General features: G+C 69.7%; 16 protein-coding genes. 5 read left to right on the top strand and 11 right to left on the bottom strand.

All coding sequences use genetic code 11. The annotated features are described in order from the left end of the window. The first annotated feature begins 247 nt into the window (after positions 1-247). A complete protein-coding gene (locus tag ACIBK6_RS41570; protein ID WP_399058570.1) occupies positions 248-1,768 on the top strand; it encodes an MFS transporter in 1,521 nt (506 codons plus the stop codon). A 155-nt stretch (positions 1,769-1,923) separates the two neighbouring features. On the opposite strand, the gene pssA is transcribed toward ACIBK6_RS41570, so the two are convergent. Next, positions 1,924-2,778, bottom strand: coding sequence for a CDP-diacylglycerol--serine O-phosphatidyltransferase (gene pssA / locus ACIBK6_RS41575; RefSeq protein WP_399058572.1), 855 nt, complete (start codon positions 2,776-2,778; stop codon positions 1,924-1,926). Beyond that, complete coding sequence (locus ACIBK6_RS41580) at positions 2,765-3,421, bottom strand: phosphatidylserine decarboxylase (protein ID WP_189963308.1); 657 nt, start codon at positions 3,419-3,421, stop codon at positions 2,765-2,767. The genes pssA and ACIBK6_RS41580 overlap by 14 nt, the downstream gene beginning before the upstream one ends. A gap of 2 nt (positions 3,422-3,423) precedes the next feature. Here ACIBK6_RS41580 and ACIBK6_RS41585 point away from each other — a divergent pair, with 2 nt between their 5' ends. Next, entirely contained in the window at positions 3,424-3,549 is a 126-nt protein-coding gene (locus ACIBK6_RS41585) for a hypothetical protein (RefSeq protein WP_399058574.1), read from the top strand. A gap of 45 nt (positions 3,550-3,594) precedes the next feature. On the opposite strand, the gene ACIBK6_RS41590 is transcribed toward ACIBK6_RS41585, so the two are convergent. From ACIBK6_RS41590 to ACIBK6_RS41620, 7 genes are all read right to left on the bottom strand, one after another. Next, positions 3,595-4,800, bottom strand: coding sequence for an acyl-CoA dehydrogenase family protein (locus tag ACIBK6_RS41590; protein WP_399058576.1), 1,206 nt, complete (start codon positions 4,798-4,800; stop codon positions 3,595-3,597). 2 nt (positions 4,801-4,802) lie between these two features. Next, positions 4,803-5,327, bottom strand: a complete 525-nt coding sequence (locus ACIBK6_RS41595) for a MaoC family dehydratase (RefSeq protein WP_399058597.1) — start codon at positions 5,325-5,327, stop codon at positions 4,803-4,805. Between the two features lie 5 nt (positions 5,328-5,332). Beyond that, positions 5,333-6,298 (bottom strand): HpcH/HpaI aldolase/citrate lyase family protein, encoded by a 966-nt coding sequence (locus tag ACIBK6_RS41600; RefSeq protein ID WP_399058578.1) that lies wholly within the window; start codon positions 6,296-6,298, stop codon positions 5,333-5,335. Then, positions 6,295-8,322, bottom strand: coding sequence for a protein meaA (locus tag ACIBK6_RS41605; protein WP_399058580.1), 2,028 nt, complete (start codon positions 8,320-8,322; stop codon positions 6,295-6,297). Before ACIBK6_RS41605 ends, ACIBK6_RS41600 begins: the two co-directional genes overlap by 4 nt. Then, positions 8,323-9,705, bottom strand: a complete 1,383-nt coding sequence (gene ccrA, locus ACIBK6_RS41610) for a crotonyl-CoA carboxylase/reductase (protein WP_399058582.1) — start codon at positions 9,703-9,705, stop codon at positions 8,323-8,325. It abuts the gene before it with no gap. A gap of 389 nt (positions 9,706-10,094) precedes the next feature. After that, positions 10,095-10,901, bottom strand: a complete 807-nt coding sequence (locus tag ACIBK6_RS41615) for a TetR family transcriptional regulator (protein ID WP_399058584.1) — start codon at positions 10,899-10,901, stop codon at positions 10,095-10,097. 91 nt (positions 10,902-10,992) lie between these two features. Further along, positions 10,993-12,774, bottom strand: a complete 1,782-nt coding sequence (locus tag ACIBK6_RS41620) for a 3-hydroxyacyl-CoA dehydrogenase family protein (protein WP_399058586.1) — start codon at positions 12,772-12,774, stop codon at positions 10,993-10,995. Between the two features lie 368 nt (positions 12,775-13,142). On the opposite strand from ACIBK6_RS41620, the gene ACIBK6_RS41625 reads away from it, so the two are divergent. Then, positions 13,143-13,721, top strand: a complete 579-nt coding sequence (locus ACIBK6_RS41625; protein ID WP_399058588.1) for an adenylosuccinate lyase — start codon at positions 13,143-13,145, stop codon at positions 13,719-13,721. Positions 13,722-13,835: 114 nt separating this feature from the next. Here ACIBK6_RS41625 and ACIBK6_RS41630 read toward each other — a convergent pair whose 3' ends face one another. Continuing rightward, a complete protein-coding gene (locus ACIBK6_RS41630) occupies positions 13,836-14,237 on the bottom strand; it encodes a RidA family protein (RefSeq protein ID WP_399058590.1) in 402 nt (133 codons plus the stop codon). 55 nt (positions 14,238-14,292) lie between these two features. Then, positions 14,293-15,330 carry an Rv2578c family radical SAM protein gene (locus ACIBK6_RS41635; RefSeq protein ID WP_399058592.1) on the bottom strand — a complete coding sequence of 346 codons (1,038 nt, stop codon included), beginning with the start codon at positions 15,328-15,330 and terminating at the stop codon, positions 14,293-14,295. 162 nt (positions 15,331-15,492) lie between these two features. Here ACIBK6_RS41635 and ACIBK6_RS41640 point away from each other — a divergent pair, with 162 nt between their 5' ends. Both ACIBK6_RS41640 and ACIBK6_RS41645 read left to right on the top strand, forming a co-directional pair. Beyond that, positions 15,493-15,936 (top strand): SRPBCC family protein, encoded by a 444-nt coding sequence (locus tag ACIBK6_RS41640; RefSeq protein WP_399058594.1) that lies wholly within the window; start codon positions 15,493-15,495, stop codon positions 15,934-15,936. 187 nt (positions 15,937-16,123) lie between these two features. After that, positions 16,124-18,514, top strand: a complete 2,391-nt coding sequence (locus ACIBK6_RS41645; protein WP_399058596.1) for an MFS transporter — start codon at positions 16,124-16,126, stop codon at positions 18,512-18,514. The last annotated feature ends 532 nt before the right edge of the window (positions 18,515-19,046 follow it).

Consider the following 19,046-nt stretch of genomic DNA (forward strand, 5'->3'; position numbering starts at 1 on the left):
ACCCGCACCAGCCACTTCGCAGCACTTCGCCCCGCCGAGCTCACGCTCGACGGGGCGAAGTAGAACCAGCCCCCCCCGGATTAACCAACAGCATCTGAGTGATCGCGGCGGGGGCCGTTTTTTCGCATTCCCGCGGGCGCCGGATGCCGGGCGCCGGACATCGCACACCGGACGCAGAACACTCGCATGGCGGCACACTCAGCAAAATTATGAGACACTGATGTCTCATTCGATACTGGAGTGTTCCATGACCTCGCACCTCGACCCCCGGCGCTGGGCCGTCCTCGCGATTCTGTCGGGCAGCCTGCTGCTCATCGCCATGGACACCACGATCCTCAACGTCGCCTTCCCCTCCCTCGTCGGCGATCTGCGCCCCAGTTCCGTACAGCAGCTGTGGATCATCGACATCTACGCCCTCGCGCTCTCCGGACTGCTGGTCACGGCGGGTGCGCTCGGCGATCGCTGGGGGCGCAAGCGCCTGCTGCTCATCGGGTTCGGCATCTTCGCGGCCGCCTCGCTGATGGCCGTCTTCGCCACCGAGGCCTGGCACGTCATCGCCGCCCGGGCGCTGCTCGGCGTCGGCGGCGCCGCGATCATGCCGTCGACCCTGTCGATCCTGCGCCACGTCTTCACCGACGCCCGTGAGCGCGCCTTCGCCTACGCCGTGTGGGCCGCGGTGTTCGGCGGCGGCATGGCGCTCGGCCCGGTCGTCGGCGGACTCCTCGTCGAGCAGCAGGGCTGGCACTCCGCGTTCCTGATCAACATCCCGGTGGCGCTGGTCATCATCGCGCTCGGGGTGCGGCTGATCCCCGAGTCCCACCAGCCCCGGGCCGGGCGCTGGGACTGGTGGGGCGTGGCCCAGTCGATCGTCGGCATGCTCGCCCTCGCCGGTGGCATCAAGCAGCTCGGCAAGGGCGGCCCGGCCGACCCCCTCGCCTGGGGGCTGCTGGTGATGGCCGCCGTGACGCTGACAGTGTTTGTCCGACGTCAGCTGAAACTGCCCCAACCGCTGTTCCAGGTAAGGCTGTTCGCCAACCGTTCCTTCACCATCGCCGCGGTCTCGATCTTCCTCGGCATGATCGCCCTCGGCTCCGCGCTGTTCCTGGTCACGCAGTGGTTCCAGTACGGGCAGGGGTACACCCCGCTGGAGGCGGGCGTGCGGCTGCTGCCGGCGCCGCTCGGTCTGATGGCCACCTCGATGGCCACCCCGGCGCTGATGCACCGCCTCCCCATCCGGTACGTGCTCGGCGGCGGACTGCTGCTCATGACCGCCGGCCTCGCGCTGCCCTGGTTCCTGGGACAGTCCGGCACCCTCGGATACCCGGCGGTCGCGCTCGCCCTCGCCGTGATCGGCTGCGGAGTCGGCATCGCCACCACGGCCGCCTCGGTGACGCTGATGGCCTCCGCCCCCGCGAAGGACGTCAGCGGCGCGGCCGCCGTCGAGGAGACCTGCTACGAGCTGGGCGCGGCCATGGGCGTGGCCATCCTCGGCAGCCTGGCGACAGCCCTGTACCGGGTGCACCTGCCCGACCTCGGCCTGGCGGGCCCGACCGCCGAGGCCGTCCGGGACTCCGTCGGCGAGGCCGCGCACGTGGCCTCGGGCATCGGCGGCCCCGCGGGTTCGGCGCTGCTCGGCAAGGTCTCCGAGGCGTTCACCTCGGGCATGACGCCGACGTTCCTGCTCGCCGCTGCCCTGCCGCTGGCCGCCGCCGTACTGGCCTGGGCGAAGATCCCCAGGGACCTTCGCCCGACGGAACACACGCACTGATCGCACCGCGGTCACGGTTCACGCGGGGCAACCAACTCAAGCCCGTCCGCCGTTTGAGGACGGCACCCAGGCGGCCTGCCTGCCCCCGGGCGAACAGCGAAGTGGCCCCGGACCAGATGGTCCGGGGCCACTTCGTTCGCTCACGCCGCGCAGCGTTACGGCAGCTGCGCCGCCCGCGCCTCGCGGCGGTTGTCGCGGAAGGTGTTCACCCGGCGCGCCGTCGCGAACAGCGGGATCGTCGCCGCCAGCACGATCTGCAGAGCGCAGCCGGTCTGGAGCAGCATCTGACCGCCCGGAGCGTCGAACGCCCAGGCCGCGAGCAGCCCCATCGCACCGATGATCCAGCTCAGCATCGCCACCGCGAGGATGCCCCGCGGCTTCGGGTACTCGACCCGGCTCACCATCAGCCAGGCGACTCCTATGACGGCGAGCAGCGTCGGGATGAACGGCAGCTCAAGGAGGACGATCGAGACGACCGTGAGCGCACCGAACGGGCTCGGCATGCCCTGGAACATGCCGTCCTTCATCGTCACGCACGAGAAGCGCGCGAGTCTCAGTACCACGGCGAGCAGCACCGTGATCGCGGCGACCGCGGCGACCCGCTGGTGGGCGTCGTCCGCGACCATTCCGTACACGAGCACGAAGTAGGCCGGGGCGAGCCCGAAGCTGATCAGGTCGGAGAGGTTGTCCAGCTCGGCCCCCATCGGCGAGCTGCGCAGCTTGCGGGCGACGAGGCCGTCGCAGAGATCGAAGATCGCCGCGAGCAGCATCAGGATCACGGCGGTCGCGGCGGAGTGCCGCGCCATGCCGGTCTCCTGGCTGCCGGAGAGGTGCGGGATGAGGATGCCCGTGGTGGTGAAGTACACCGCCATGAATCCGCACGTGGCGTTGCCGAGGGTGAGGGTGTCCGCTATCGACAGCCGCAGCGACAGCGGCATCTCCTCGACGTCGTCCTCGGACTCCGCCTCGGGGACCCAGCCGGCCTGTGTCTCGGGATCAATCACGGTCAATTCGAGTCACCCCCGCCGTGGTCGCCTGCCCGACCTCGACCGCGACCTCGACACCCTCGGGGAGGTAGATGTCGACCCGCGAGCCGAAGCGGATCAGTCCGATGCGCTCGCCCTGCTCCACCTTGGTGCCCTGCGGGACGTACGGCACGATGCGCCGCGCGACCGCACCGGCGATCTGCACCATCTCGATGTCGCCGAGCTCGGTGTCGAAGTGCCAGACGACGCGCTCGTTGTTCTCGCTCTCCTTGTTGAACGCCGGAACGAAGCCACCGGGGATGTGCTCCACCGACGTCACCGTGCCCGCGAGGGGAGCGCGGTTGACGTGGACGTTCAACGGGCTCATGAAGATCGCGACGCGGGTACGTCCGTCCTTCCACGGCATGATGCTCTGCACCACACCGTCGGCGGGGGAGATGACCCGCCCCTGCGTGATCTCACGCTCGGGGTCGCGGAAGAACCACAGCATGCCCGCCGCGAGAGCGGTGGTGGGCACGGCCACAATGGCGGCACCCTTGGAGCGGCGCGAGCGGGCCAGGCTGAGGGCTGCGGTGGCGACGGTCGGCAGAAGCCACGGCGATGCTCCGCGAGCAAGGCGTCCCTTGAGGAAGCCGTCGCGTGGTGCAGAGGTTTGGCTGTGGGGCATGGATGACCTTCGTAGCGGATGATGCCGCGCTGGCAATGGGGGACGGCGGCTGGTTTACCGGCGATGGTATCGGTTGCGAGCCGCAACTGGGCAAGCCAGAAGCCGAGTCGGCGGCCGGAAGACGATGACAGGGTGTGATCTTCTTCGCGGCCAAACCGACCCAAAAGCCGCAATCAACCCTGGAGCCGGTACTCCTCGAGAAGTCGGCGTCCAATGATCATTTTCTGGATCTCGGCGGTACCCTCACCGATGAGCAGCATCGGCGCCTCGCGGTACAGGCGCTCGATCTCGTACTCCTTGGAGAAGCCGTAGCCGCCGTGGATGCGGAAGGCGTCTTCCACCACCTCCTTGCAGTACTCGGAGGCGAGGTACTTCGCCATCCCTGCTTCGAGGTCGTTTCGTTCCCCGGAGTCCTTTTTGCGTGCTGCGTTGACCATCATCGCATGGGCCGCTTCGACCTTGGTAGCCATTTCGGCGAGCTTGAACTGGATCGCCTGGTGCTGGGCGATCGGCTTGCCGAAAGTGTGACGTTGCTGGGCATACGAGACGCCGAGCTCAAATGCACGCTGAGCGACTCCGCAGCCACGTGCCGCGACGTTGACGCGGCCGACCTCGACTCCGTCCATCATTTGGTAAAACCCTCGGCCGGTGACCCTGCCGAGCACGCGATTGGCCGGAATGCGCAGTCCGTCCATGATGAGCTCGGTCGTGTCGACGCCCTTGTAACCCATCTTGTCGATCTTGCCGGGGATGGTGAGACCGGGCCGGACCTCGCCGAAGCCCGGCTCCTTCTCCACCAGGAAGGTCGTCATCGACTTGTGGGGCGCGGTCCCCTCGGGGTGTCCTTCGTCACTCCGGCACAGAACGGCCACGAGCGACGACGTTCCGCCGTTGGTCAGCCACATCTTCTGGCCGTTCAGGACGTACTCCTCGCCGTCCCTGACGCCCTTGGACGTGATCGCCGACACGTCCGAGCCGAGCGCCGGCTCCGACATCGAGAACGCGCCGCGCACCTCGCCGGCCGCCATCCGCGGCAGGAAGGTGTCCTTCTGCTCCTGGGTGCCGTGCTGCTTGAGCATGTACGCCACGATGAAGTGCGTGTTGATGATGCCGGACACCGACATCCAGCCACGCGCTATCTCCTCCACGCACAGCGCGTACGTGAGCAGCGACTCACCCAGGCCCCCGTACTCCTCGGGGATCATCAGCCCGAAGAGGCCCAACTCCTTGAGCCCCTCGACGATCTGCGTCGGGTACTCGTCCTTGTGCTCCAGCTGGGTCGCGACCGGAATGATCTCCTTGTCGACGAAGTCCCGCACGGTGGCCAGGATTTCCTGCTGGATGTCGGTCAGACCGGCGGTCTGGGCGAGACGGGCCATCGCTACTTCTCCGACTTCTTCGAGGGTTCGATCAGCTCCGGGCGGCCGGGCTGCTCGCCGCCGCGCTCCTTGATGTAGGTCTCGGTCGGCACCATCACCTTGCGGCGGAAGACGCAGACCAGGGTGCCGTCCTGCTTGTAGCCCTTGGTCTCCACGTACACGATTCCGCGGTCGCTCTTCGACTTCGACGGGGTCTTGTCGAGCACCGTCGTCTCGCCGTAGATGGTGTCGCCGTGGAAGGTCGGCGCCACGTGCTTGAGCGACTCGACCTCCAGGTTGGCGATCGCCTTGCCGGACACGTCCGGCACGCTCATGCCGAGCAGCAGCGAGTAGATGTAGTTGCCCACGACGACGTTCTTCCCGAAGTCGGTCGTCTTCTCCGCATAGTTGGAGTCCATGTGGAGCGGGTGGTGGTTCATGGTGAGCAGACAGAAGAGGTGGTCGTCGTACTCGGTGACCGTCTTTCCGGGCCAGTGCTTGTAGACGGCGCCGACTTCGAACTCTTCATAGGTGCGGCCGAACTGCATGGTGCTCACGCCTCCGGGATCTCGAACGTGGACGTGCGCCGCATGCCCGCCGCCCGGCCCTTGCCGGAGATGACCAGGGCCATCTTGCGGCTGGCCTCGTCGATCATCTCGTCGCCCAGCATCGCCGAGCCCTTCTTGCCGCCCGCCTCGGACGTGCAGTACTCGTACGCGTCCAGGATCAGCTCGGCGTGGTCGAAGTCCTCCTGCGAGGGCGAGAAGATCTCGTTCGACGCCTCGACCTGGCCCGGGTGCAGCACCCACTTGCCGTCGAAGCCGAGCGCCGCGGCGCGCCCCGCGACCTCGCGGTAGCCGTCCACGTTGCGGATCTGGAGGTAGGGGCCGTCGATCGCCTGGAGGTCGTTGGCTCGCGCGGCCATCAGGATCTTCATCAGAATGTAGTGGTACGCGTCCGCGCCGTACCCGGGCGGCTGCTCGCCGACGACCAGGGTCTTCATGTTGATGGAGGCCATGAAGTCGGCCGGGCCGAAGATGATCGCCTCGGTACGGGGCGAGGCCTCGGCGATCGCGTTGACGTTGTTCAGGCCCTTGGCGTTCTCGATCTGCGCCTCGATGCCGATCTTCCCGACCTCGAAGCCCATCGTCTTCTCGATCTGGGTCAGCAGCAGGTCGAGCGCCACGACCTGCTGGGCGTCCTGGACCTTCGGCAGCATGATGCAGTCGAGGTTCTGCCCGGCGCCCTCCACCACCGTGACGACATCGCGGTACGTCCACTCGGTCGTCCAGTCGTTGACGCGCACGACGCGCGTCTTGCCCGTCCAGTCGCCCTCGTTGAGGAACTTCACGATGGTGTGCCGCGCCTCCGGCTTGGCCAGCGGGGCGCAGGCGTCCTCCAGGTCGAGGAAGACCTGGTCGGCCGGCAGGCCCTGGGCCTTCTCCAGGAAGCGGGGGTTGCTGCCCGGTACCGCGAGGCAGGAACGACGCGGGCGGAGACGGTTGACAGGGGTGCTCATGCGGGGACCTCCAACGGGTCGAGCTTGTTCGCTTTCCGGATCTCGTCGACGATACGGCCGATGATCTCCGTGATACCGAAGTCCTTAGGGGTGAAAACGGCGGCAACGCCCGCCTTGCGCAACTCTTCGGCGTCCGCGGGCGGAATGATTCCGCCGGCGATCACCGGAATGTCGGCCGCGCCCGCCTCCCTCAGACGTACCAGGACGTCCGGGACGAGTTCGGCGTGCGAGCCGGACAGAATGGACAGACCGACGCAGTGCACGTCCTCGGCGAGGGCGGCGCTCACGATCTGTTCGGGGGTCAGCCTGATGCCCTGGTAGACCACCTCGAAGCCGGCGTCCCGCGCGCGCACCGCGATCTGCTCGGCGCCGTTGGAGTGCCCGTCCAGGCCCGGCTTGCCGACAAGCAGGCGCAGCCGCCCCGAACCGAGGTCCAGGGCCGTCCGCGCCACCTTCTCGCGGACCAGGGCGAGCGGTGTGCCCGCCTCCGCGGTCACCGCCACCGGGGCGGAGGAGACGCCGGTGGGCGCCCGGAACTCGCCGAACACCTCGCGCAGCGCCTCGGACCACTCGCCGGTGGTGACCCCGGAGCGCACGCACTCCAGGGTGGCCTCCATGAGGTTGCCGGTCCCCTGCGCGGCCTCCTTCAGCTTCTCCAGCGCCTTGCAGGGGCGCGGGTGGTTGAAGGGCGGCTGGTAGCGGGAGTCGCGCCAGTTCTTGAGCGAGCCGACGACGCGGGCCTCGACGGCCGGGTCGACCGTCATGATCGCGGCGTCCAGGTCGGCGGTGAGCGGGCTCGGCTCGGTCGACTCGTAGCAGTTGACGCCGACGATCTTCTCCTCGCCGGCCTCGATGCGGGCCCGCCGCTCGGCGTGCGAGGAGACGAGCTGAGACTTGAGGTAGCCCGACTCGACGGCCGCGAGCGCCCCGCCCATCTCCTGGATCCGGTCGATCTCGGCCAGGCACTCCTCGACCAGGGAGCTCACCTTGGCCTCGATGACGTGCGACCCCTCGAAGATGTCCTCGTACTCCAACAGGTCGCTCTCGTGCGCCAGGACCTGCTGGATGCGCAGCGACCACTGCTGGTCCCAGGGGCGCGGCAGGCCCAACGCCTCGTTCCAGGCCGGGAGTTGGACGGCCCGCGCGCGGGCGTCCTTCGACAGGGTCACGGCCAGCATTTCGAGCACGATCCGCTGCACGTTGTTCTCGGGCTGGGCCTCGGTCAGACCGAGCGAGTTGACCTGGACGCCGTAGCGGAAGCGGCGCTGCTTGGCGTCCTCGATTCCGTACCGCTCCCGGGTGATCCGGTCCCAGATGCGGCCGAAGGCGCGCATCTTGCACATCTCCTCGACGAAGCGGACGCCCGCGTTCACGAAGAAGGAGATCCGGGCCACCACATCGCCCTTGCGGTCCTCGGGGATCTGCCCGGAGGCGAACACCGAGTCGAGGACCGCGATCGCGGTGGACATCGCGTACGCGATCTCCTGGACCGGGGTGGCGCCCGCCTCCTGCAGGTGGTAGCTGCAGATGTTGATGGGGTTCCACTTGGGGATGTTGTTGACCGTGTAGCAGATCATGTCGGTGGTCAGCCGCAGCGAAGGCCCCGGCGGGAAGACGTGCGTCCCGCGCGAGAGGTACTCCTTCACGATGTCGTTCTGGGTGGTGCCCTGGAGCTTGGTGATGTCGGCGCCCTGCTCCTCGGCGACCACCTGGTACATCGCGAGCAGCCACATCGCGGTGGCGTTGATGGTCATCGAGGTGTTCATCTGCTCAAGCGGGATGTCCTGGAACAGCCGCCGCATGTCACCGAGATGGGACACCGGGACCCCGACCCGGCCCACCTCGCCGCGGGCGAGGATGTGGTCGGGGTCGTATCCGGTCTGCGTCGGAAGGTCGAACGCGACCGACAGACCCGTCTGACCCTTGGCGAGGTTGCGGCGGTACAGCTCGTTGGACGCCTCGGCGGTCGAGTGACCGGCGTACGTCCGCATGAGCCACGGCCGATCCTTCTGACGCTCTGTCATCTAGCGAACCTCAGACGTTCCGGCTGTGTTGATGGTCCGTTCCGCTGACGCGTCACGGAACAGGTTGATGGCGTCGATGTGCTGCGCGCGCAGCTCGGGGTCGCTGACGCCGAGGCCCTCGCGCGGTGCGAGCGCGAGCACGCCGACCTTGCCCTGGTGCAGGTTGCGGTGCACGTCGTAGGCGGCCTGCCCGGTGTCCTCCAGGGAGTACACCTTGGAGAGTGTCGGGTGGATCTTGCCCTTGGCCACCAGGCGGTTGGCCTCCCACGCCTCGCGGTAGTTGGCGAAGTGCGAGCCCACGATCTTCTTCAGCGACATCCACAGGTAGCGGTTGTCGTACTCGTGGTTGTAGCCCGAGGTCGAGGCACAGGTCACGATGGTGCCGCCCTTGCGGGTGACGTACACGCTCGCGCCGAAGGTCTCGCGGCCCGGGTGCTCGAAGACGATGTCCACGTCCTCGCCGCCCGTGAGTTCACGGATGCGCTTGCCGAAGCGCTTCCACTCCTTCGGGTCCTGGGTGTGCTCGTCCTTCCAGAACCTGTAGCCCTCGGCGTTGCGGTCGATGATCGCCTCGGCGCCCATGGCCCGGCAGATCTCCGCCTTCTGCGGCGAGGACACCACGCAGATGGGGTTGGCGCCGCCCGCGAGCGCGAACTGCGTGGCGTACGAGCCGAGTCCGCCGCTCGCGCCCCAGATCAGGACGTTGTCGCCCTGCTTCATGCCGGCGCCGTTGCGGGAGACCAGCTGGCGGTACGCGGTCGAGTTGACCAGACCGGGGGCTGCGGCCTCCTCCCAGCTCAAGTGCCGCGGCTTCGGCATGAGTTGGTTGGACTTGACGAGTGCGATCTCGGCGAGGCCGCCGAAGTTGGTCTCGAAGCCCCAGATGCGCTGCTCGGGGTCGAGCATCGTGTCGTTGTGCCCGTCGGAGCTCTCCAGCTCGACCGAAAGGCAGTGCGCGACGACCTCGTCGCCGGGCTGCCAGGCGTTCACGCCGGGCCCGGTGCGCAGCACGACGCCCGCGAGGTCGGAGCCGATGATGTGGTACGGCAGGTCGTGGCGCTTGGTGAGCTCGCTGAGCCTGCCGTAGCGCTCCAGGAAGCCGAAGGTCGACATCGGCTCGAAGATCGACGTCCAGACCGAGTTGTAGTTGACCGAGGAGGCCATCACGGCCACCAGGGCCTCGCCCGGGCCGAGTTCGGGGATCGGCACGTCGTCCAGGTGCAGGGACTTGCGGGGGTCCTTGTCGCGGGTGCTGAGCCCGGCGAACATCTCCGTCTCGTCCTTGTGCACGGTGATCGCGCGGTACGACTCGGGGAGCGGCAGAGCGGCGAAGTCGGCGGAGGTGGACTCCGGCGACTGGATCGCGTCCAGGATTTCCTTCACGGTGTTGCCTCCGGCGAAGCGCCCGAAAGGGGCGTTGAGGGTCTTCGGGGGTGGTGCTGTGGAGGTGTGCCGTCGGTTCGGCGGTGTGGTGCGAGTACGGCGGCGCCTGGTGGGCGCGGGAGGGTTGCCTGTGACGCAGGCGTCCGGGCGCACTCGCCAGTGGCGGCTTGTGGGGACAGCCGACGTACGAGAGGTCTCTGCACGCCGGCCGCCCGGACAACATCAACGTATGACACCCGGTGCCAACTGACAAGGCACTGCGTGCCAACAATTTCTCTCAATTGCGTAATGACCTGCACGGATGAGCGATGATCGATCGTTGCAGGTCAGGGCATACGCCGATGGCCGCATCCTTCGGTGAGGGATGCGGCCATCGGGGCGGAGCGCGGCTACCTGGTCTTCAGGGCCTGCTTGATGCTCTGCATGATCTCGTCAAGGGGGGCGTCCGTGCGGGCCACCGCGACCAGCACCTCGTCGCTGGTCGACACGGTGGCGGCGGCCGGCCTGGGCTTGGCCGTGCGGCCCGCTCCTATGCCCGACCCGAAGGTGTCCCGGACGATCGCGAAGGCGTGGTCGAGCTGGGTCTCCACATCGCCCTGGCCGCCGGCCCGCAGCCAGCGGCGCAGCACGTGGTTGTGCGCGGTGACGACCGCCGACGCGGCGACCTCGGCGAGCAGCGGGTCGTCGTTCCCCGGCTGGTGGTCGTGCTCGTCGAAGTGGCCGAGCAGATAGCGGGTGAAGAGGCGCTCGTAGCGGGCGACCGAGGCGATCTCGGCCTCGCGCAGGGTCGGCACCTCGCGGGTCAGCTTGTAGCGGGCCACGGAGACCGCGGGGGAGGCCGCGTACATCCGCATGACCTCCTTGATGCCCCGGCACACCGTGTCCAGCGGATGCTCGTGCGGCGGCGCGGCGTTGAGCACCGCCTCGGCGCGTACGAGGGTGTCGTCGTGGTCCGGGAAGATCGCCTCTTCCTTGGAGCGGAAGTGCCGGAAGAAGGTGCGCCGGGCGACCCCGGCGCGGGCCGCGATCTCATCGACGGTGGTCGCTTCGTACCCCTTCGCGGAGAACAGCTCCATCGCCGCGGCCGCCAGCTCGCGGCGCATTTTGAGGCGCTGGGCGGCCGCCCGGCTGCCCGCGGCACTCTCCGGGGCGTCGGGCACAGCGTTCGTACGGGAGGACCTGGCTGGCTGGGGCATGGACCGAACGTACTGCATATGTGCAGGAAGCCGCGTCCCTGGGGGCGAGCTGCCGGAAGGCTGCAGCAGCCCGCCCCACCCCGCTCGCGGGTCAGCGCCGGGCATACTCGCGGAATCCGCGGCCCGTCTTGCGGCCCAGGCAGCCGGCCGCGACGAGGTGTTCGAGCAGCGGCGCGGGGGCCAGGCCCGGGTCGCGGAACTCGGCGTGCAGCACCTTCTCGATGGCCAGCGAGACGTCCAGGCCGACCACGTCGAGCAGTTCGAAGGGTCCCATCGGGTAGCCGCCGCCGAGCTTCATCGCGGCGTCGATGTCGTCCAGCGTCGCGTAGTGCTCCTGCACCATCTTGATCGCGTTGTTGAGGTACGGGAAGAGCAGCGCGTTGACGATGAACCCGGCGCGGTCGCCGCAGTCCACCGGGTGCTTCTTGATCTTCGCGGTGACCGAGCGGACGGTGGCGTGCACCTCGTCGGAGGTGAGCACGGTACGGACCACCTCGACCAGCTTCATGGCCGGCGCCGGATTGAAGAAGTGCATGCCGATCACGTCCTGCGGGCGCGAGGTGGCGCGGGCGCAGGCGACGACGGGCAGCGAGGAGGTGGTGGTGGCGAGCACCGCGCCCGGCTTGCAGATCTTGTCGAGGGCGGCGAAGAGCTGCTGCTTGACCGCCAGGTCCTCGGCGACCGCCTCGACCGCGAGGTCGACCTCGGCGAAGGCCTCCAGGGCGCCGGCCGGCGAGATGCGGTTCAGCGTCTCCTCGCGTGCCTCGGCGGTGATCCGGCCCTTGTCGACGGAGCGCGAAAGCGACGTGCCGATACGGGACTTGGCGGTCTCCGCCTTCTCCAGGCTGCGCGCCGCGAGCACCACGTCGTACCCGGCCTTGGCGAAGACCTCCGCGATGCCGGACGCCATGGTCCCCGAGCCGGCCACGCCGACCGAGCGGATCTCGCGGCCGCCGCCCGAGCCCGCGGCGGCGTCCGGGGTCTGGGCGTCGGCCACCACGACCGAGCTGCCCTCGGCCTCGTACGTGTAGAAGCCGCGGCCCTTCTTGCGGCCGGTGAGCCCGGCCTCGGTGAGCTGGCCGAGGATCGGCGCGGGGGCGTGCAGCCGGTCGTGGGAGTCGGCGTACATCGCCTCCAGAACGGTGCGGGCGGTGTCGATGCCGATCAGGTCGAGCAGCGCGAGCGGGCCCATCGGCAGTCCGCAGCCCAGCTTCATCGCGGCGTCGATGTCCTCGCGGGAGGCGTACTTGGACTCGTACATCGCGGCGGCCTGGTTGAGGTAGCCGAAGAGCAGCCCGTCGGCGACGAAGCCGGGGCGGTCGCCGACCGCGACGGGTTCCTTGCCCAGTTCCAGGGCGAGCGCCTGCACGGCGTCGACCGCCGGGGGAGCGGTCAGCACGGACGAGACGATCTCGACCAGCTTCATCGCGGGCGCCGGGTTGAAGAAGTGCAGGCCGAGGACGCGCTCGGGGTGCGCGGAGTCGGCGGCGAGCCGGGTCACCGAGAGCGCGTTGGTGCCGGTCGCGAGGATCGCGGTGGGCGCGACGATGGTGTCGAGCGCGTGGAAGACCTGCTGCTTCAGTTCGTACGACTCGGGCACGACCTCGATGACGAGCTCGGCATCGGCGGCGGCCTGGAGGTCGGTGAAGGTACGGAACCGGGCGAGGATGTCGCCGCGCTCCCGCTCGGTGATCCGCTCGCGGGCCACCGCACGGGCCGTGGAGGCCTCCAGCGAGACGACGGCCTGGCGGGCGGCGCGCTCGCTGATGTCGATGCCGATGACCTCGCGGCCCGCGCGGGCCAGGACCTCGGCGATGCCGGTGCCCATGGTGCCGAGGCCGACGACGGCGACAGTGTTCAGGGGGATGTCCATCACGGGACTCCAGGGATGAGTGACGACTGAGAGAGGGGCGCACGCAACCCGGCGTACAAGAGCGCTCGGATACGCCGACGGGCGCACGGCGTGCGGGAGTTGAGTCGTGGTGCAAAGGGGCCGACGGCCCTGTCCCGGGGCGCGTCGTACAGAACTGCCGAACCGACGAACACTCGCGGTGGCTGCGTCACCAGGCCACCGGAGTCGGCGGGGGTTACCCGCTCACCTGAGGTTAACTGGCCAGTAACGAGCGCGCCAGCCCCTGGATACAGGCAGTCGATGTGATCTGGCTCGCCCTGGTGGCGCGGGGCGTGGCCGCGATCGGCGGGCCCGGCCCTGATCCGCCGGACACCCCCTAGGCTTTTGCCATGGACGAGGAGTTCCGGTCGCTCGCGGACCGGGTGCGGGACGAGGCGGGCACGTCGCAGTCGTACGGACGGCTGCTCGCCACCACCGACCACGACGAGCTGGCCGCCGTGCTCACCGAACGCGAACGCCCGCTGTGGGCACGGGAGATCGCCGCTTTCCGGCTCGGCGTGGCGGGCGACCGGCGGGCCTTCGAGTCGCTGGTCCTGCTGCTCAACCACCGCGATCCGGAGCGCTGTGTGAGCGCCGCGTACGCGCTCGCCAGACTGGGCGACCCGCGCACCGCACGCGCGGCGGCGGCCCTGGCGACCAATGGACTGCGCACGGCCTACGCCCTGCACCCCGTCCGGCTGCTCACCGAACTCCGCGCCCCCGAATCCGTACCGGCCCTGATCACCACCCTCCGGCCGCTCCTGACTCCGCACACGCCCTACTGGCGGGTGGCGCTGGCCTGCGTCGAGGGCCTGGGCGAACTCGGCGACAAGCGGGCCGCCGACGTCCTGACCGAGGCCCTGGCCCACCCCCGCCTCGCCCGGGCGGCGGCCACGTCGCTCCGCCGGATCACAGCGAACCGGGCGTGAGCCGGGCCTCCCGTGGCATGGGAACGCCGCTATTCCAGTGGAAGTCCGGTCCGGCCTGAGTCAGGCATTCGCGAACGCCGCTCGATCCACCGGCGGTTCACGGCCGGACCGGCGTCACGCCTTCCCGGTCACCGCGAACGCCTCGATCTCCACCAGCAGTTCGGGCCGGAACAGGGCGGACACCTGGACCGCTGAGCTGGCCGGCAGGTGGCCGGGGCCTATCACGGCGTCGCGGGCCGCCCGGACCGCGGGCAGATGGGCGATGTCGGTGACGAAGTAGGTCAGCTTCACCACGTCCTCGAACGTGGCTCCCGCCGCGGCCAGGCAGCGGCGCAGGTTCTCGAAGACCTGCACGGCCTGGGCCCCCGCGTCGCCCTCGCCGACCACGGCGCCCTTCTCGTCCAGCGCGCACTGGCCCGATATCGCGACGAACCGGCCGGTGCCCCACACCACATGGCTGTAGCCGTTGCCGGGAGCGACACCCTCGGGCGCGGAGATACGAGTCAGCGAAGTCATGCGGACATCCTCGCGCACGCCACTGACAATCGGGCCCCGGCCCCTGGTGAGCGGGTCACAGCAGGGTCAGCTGGGTCGGCTCCGGTGGGGCGGGCGCCACCGGAGCCGGGATGCGGCGGGCCGCGCCGCGGTGGGCCGGGCCGATGCCGAACTCGGTGGCCAGCTCGTGCACCTGGCCGGTGATCCGGCGCTGGTACCACTTCGGCGCGTACGCCCCCTCCGCGTACAGCCGCTCGTACCGGCGCACCAGATGCGGATGGTGCTGCCCGAGCCAGGCCATGAACCACTCGCGGGCGCCCGGCCGCAGATGCAGCACGAGCGGGGTCACCGAGGTCGCGCCCGCGGCGGCGATCGCGCGGACCGTGGCGCGCAGCTGGTCGGGGTGGTCGCCGAGGAACGGGATCACGGGGGCCATCAGGACCCCGCAGCCGATGCCGTGCTCGGTGAGGGTGCGTACGACGTCGAGGCGGCGCTCCGGCGCGGGCGTGCCCGGCTCGACCGTGCGCCACAGCTCCCGGTCCACGAAGCCGACCGAGACCGAGATGCCCACCTCGGTCACCGCGGCCGCCTCCTTGAGCAGCTCCAGGTCGCGCAGGATGAGGGTGCCCTTGGTGAGGATGGAGAACGGGTTCGCGTGGTCGCGCAGGGCCGCGATGATGCCCGGCATCAACTGGTAGCGGCCCTCCGCCCGCTGGTAGCAGTCGACATTCGTGCCCATCGCGATGTGCGCGCCCTGCCAGCGGCGCGAGGCGAGGTGCCCCCGGAGCAGCTCCGGCGCGTTCACCTTCACCACGATCTGCGAATCGAAACCCAGCCCCGTGTCCAGATCCAGATAGCTGTGCGTCTTGCGGGCGAAGCAGTACACGCAGGCGTGCGAGCAGCCCCGGTACGGGTTGACGGTCCACTCGAACGGCATGCGGGAGGCGCCCGGCACCCGGTTGACGATCGAACGGGCCCGGATCTCGTGGAAGGTGATCCCGCGGAATTCGGGGGTGTCGAACGTCCGGGTGGTCACCGCGTCCGCGGCGAACAGCGCGGCCGCCCCGGCCCGGCCGGCCGAGTCGTCGTCATCGGCGAGATTCTCCCAGCGCATGAACGCCTCCTCCGGTCCCACGGGCCTGCTCGGTCACTCCCACCCCTGAATAGAACACATGTTCCCTTCTTGATCGCAACCCGGATTGTGACGGCCGAGCCCGAGGTGATTGGCTTGGCGCACCCCGAACACCCCGGAAACACAAGTGCTGGAGGAAGTGCCATGGCGCAGGTCGAGGCCACGACGGAGCGGATCATCGCGGCGGATCCGGAGACCGTGTTCGACACGCTCGCCGACTACCAGGACGGCCGCCCGGGGCTCCTGCCGGAGCACTTCAGCGAGTACCAGGTGCGCGAGGGCGGCGACGGCGAGGGCACCCTCGTCCACTGGAAGCTCCAGGCCACCAGCAAGCGCGTGCGCGACTGCCTCCTGGAGGTCACCGAGCCGACCGACGGGCAGCTGGTCGAAAAGGACCGCAACTCCTCCATGGTCACCACCTGGACGGTGACGCCCGCGGGCGAGGGCCGCTCCAAGGTCGTCGTCAGCACGGTGTGGAACGGCGCCGGCGGCATCGGCGGATTCTTCGAAAGGACCTTTGCCCCCAAGGGACTTGGCCGCATCTACGACGCCGTGCTCGGCAAGCTGGCCGCCGAGGTGGAGAAGTAGCCCGCGGGAGTCTCCCGCCCGGTCACCGGTTCGGGTGGTTTTCCGTCCCGGCCCGTTGTGCGCCGTAGGGGCCCCCGCCAGCGCAGAAGCCCCCGGCGCACGCCTCCCGTCCCCACTCGTCTCGCTTGCCCCGGTTGTCGCGTAATGCGAGAAATGATCGGCGCAAGCGCGACGAGGGGAGAGTTACGTGGCCGGGATCACTCTGGTGAAGGACGAGCGGGCCGCTGAGCCCGCCGCGGTCCCGGCCGTCAAGGCGGTGGACCAACTCCCGGCGCCGTCCCCGCCGTTGACCCCCCGCCGGGTGCGCACGATCTTCTTCGGGCTGATGCTCACCCTGCTGCTCGCGGCGCTCGACCAGATGATCGTCGCGACCGCGCTGCCGAAGATCGTCGGCGATCTGCACGGCCTCGACAAGGTGTCCTGGGCCGTCACCGCCTATCTGCTCGCGTCCACCATCGGACTGCCGATCTACGGCAAGCTCGGCGACCTCTTCGGCCGCAAACCCGTCTTCCAGTTCGCGATCGTCGTGTTCGTCGTCGGCTCCGCACTGGCCGGCTGGTCGCACACGATGGACCAGCTCATCGCCTTCCGGGCGATCCAGGGCGTCGGCGGCGGCGGGCTCATGATCGGCGTGCAGGCGATCATCGCGGACATCGTGCCGCCCCGTCGGCGCGGCCGGTTCATGGGTCTGATCGGCGCCGTCTTCGGGCTCGCCTCGGTGGCGGGGCCGCTGCTCGGCGGGTTCTTCACCGACCACGCCTCCTGGCGCTGGTGCTTCTACATCAACGTCCCGTTCGGCCTGGCCACCCTCGCCGTCATCACCGCCGTACTGAAACTGCCGAAGCCCGACGTGCGCCCCCGCCTCGACGTGCTCGGTGCGCTGCTGCTCGCCACCGCCTCAACCTGCCTGGTGCTGCTGACCAGTTGGGGCGGTACCGAGTACGCCTGGGGCTCGCGGACCATCCTGGGACTCGCCGCGGGCGCGGCCGGAACCACCCTGCTGTTCCTGGTGGTCGAGAACTACGCGGCCGAACCGGTCATCCCGCTGCGGCTGTTCCGCGACTCGATCTTCAATGTCTCCGGACTCGTCGGCGCGGTCGTCGGCGTCGCCCTCTTCGGCGCAGCCAGCTATCTGCCGACCTTCCTGCAGATGGTCGACGGGGCCAGCGCCACCGAGTCCGGGCTGCTCGTACTGCCCATGATGGGCGGCATCGTCGTCGCCTCGATCATCTCCGGCCAGCTCATCAGCCGCACCGGGCACTACAAGATCTACCCGATTCTCGGCGGCGGGGTCTCCGCCGTCGGCATGTGGCTGCTCTCCCGCCTCGGCACCGACACCCCGCGCCTCGACTACAGCATCTGGATGGCCGTGCTCGGCGCCGGCATCGGCCTCGTGATGCCGGTCCTGGTCCTCGCCGTGCAGAACGCCGTCGACCCCGCCGACCTCGGCACCGCCACCAGCGCCAACACCTACTTCCGGCAGATCGGCGGCAGCGTCGGCGCCGCCGTCTTCGGCACCCTCTTCACCAACCGCCTCGCTCACGCGCTGACCCACCAACTCCCGGCCGGGGCCCGCCTGCCCGACCCCGAGTCGATCACCCCGCAACTGGTCCACGCCATGCCGCCCGCGCTGCGCGACGGCTACATCCGGGCGTACGCCGACGCCATGCCGCGGATCTTCCTCTACCTCGTGCCGGTGCTCGTGCTCGGCTTCGTGCTCGCCTTCTTCCTCAAGGAGCAACCGCTGGTGTCCCAGAACACCCCCGCCGCCGAGACCGCACCCCTGCCGCACCCCCGCACCGCCAACTCCGGCTACCAGAGCGGCGTTCCGGTCTGCGGCACCGTCCAGCACCACGACGGGACGATCGTGCCGCGCGCCGCCCTCACCCTCGTCGACGTACGGGGCCGGCAGGTCGGGCGCGGCGCCAGCGGCGCGGACGGGCGGTACGCGCTGAGCGTGCCGGGTTCCGGTTCGTACGTGCTGATCGCGGCGGCCGGCGGGCACCAGCCGCAGGCCGTCGCCGTGACGGTCGGCGAACGGCCGGTCGACCTGGACGTGGTGCTCGGCGGCGCCGGCCGGCTCGCCGGCACCGTCGTCACCGCCGACGGCAGCCCCGTGCGGGACGCGGCCGTCACCCTCACCGACGTACGCGGCGAAGTGGTCGCCTCCACCCGGAGCGGGCGCGAAGGCGGCTATGTGATCACGGAGTTGGTGGCGGGGGAGTACACCCTGGCCGCCAGCGCGCCCGCCTTCCGGCCCGCGGCCCTGCCGGTCAGCGTGCAGGCCGCGCGCGAGACCCGGCAGGACATCGAGCTGGCGGGCGGGGCCGTGCTGCGCGGGACGGTGCGGTCCGGCGGCGGGCGTCCGGTGGAGGACGCGCGGGTGACGCTGCTCGATGCGGCGGGCAATGTCGTGGACACCCTCACCACGGGACCCGACGGCACCTTCCGCTTCGTCGACCTGTCCTCCGGCGAGTACACGGTGATCGCGGCGGGCTATCCGCCGGTCGCCACCGTCCTCCAGGTCGCGGGCGGCGGACGCACCGAAAGAGACCTCCAACTCGGCCACGAGGACTGACAGTCGTCGACCGCTGGCCCGAGCGCGGGCCAGCGCCCCCATTTGGGCCCTGGGACAGACCCCGTTTCAAACCGGTTCAAACGGGACCGCGCGGCTACGTACGTAGCCATGAGAGTAGCCATGAAAGCGGAGGTCGAAGATGACGGTGGCCCGGCCGGGCGGAGACGAAACGGCCCCGGTCCTGGTGCATCGGAGTAGACCCGACAGGCGCCCAGATGTGCAGCGAAGTCTCATCCGACCTCTACCCCTCTGATAGCCCTGCCAGAGAGAAGAGGCGCGAGAGGCGTTGCCCGCTGCCCTTTCGGCGGCGCCGTTGCCCCGTGGCTGTCCTGTGGAGAGACGTTGAGGGAGCTGGTGATCGTGGGGCGAATCGGCGCAGCAAGATCAGGGTCGGGGAACATGGCAGCGGGGGGGGGGGGGGGGGGACCCCCCCCCCCCCCCGGGGGTTTAAACCCCCCCGGCGGAAGCGGGGGGGGGGGGCGGGGGGGGGGTGAACCAGGCGCGCCACCGCGGGGTGGGCGTGGTCGCCCCC

Source organism: Streptomyces sp. NPDC050485, assembly GCF_044458185.1.
Classification (GTDB): domain Bacteria; phylum Actinomycetota; class Actinomycetes; order Streptomycetales; family Streptomycetaceae; genus Streptomyces.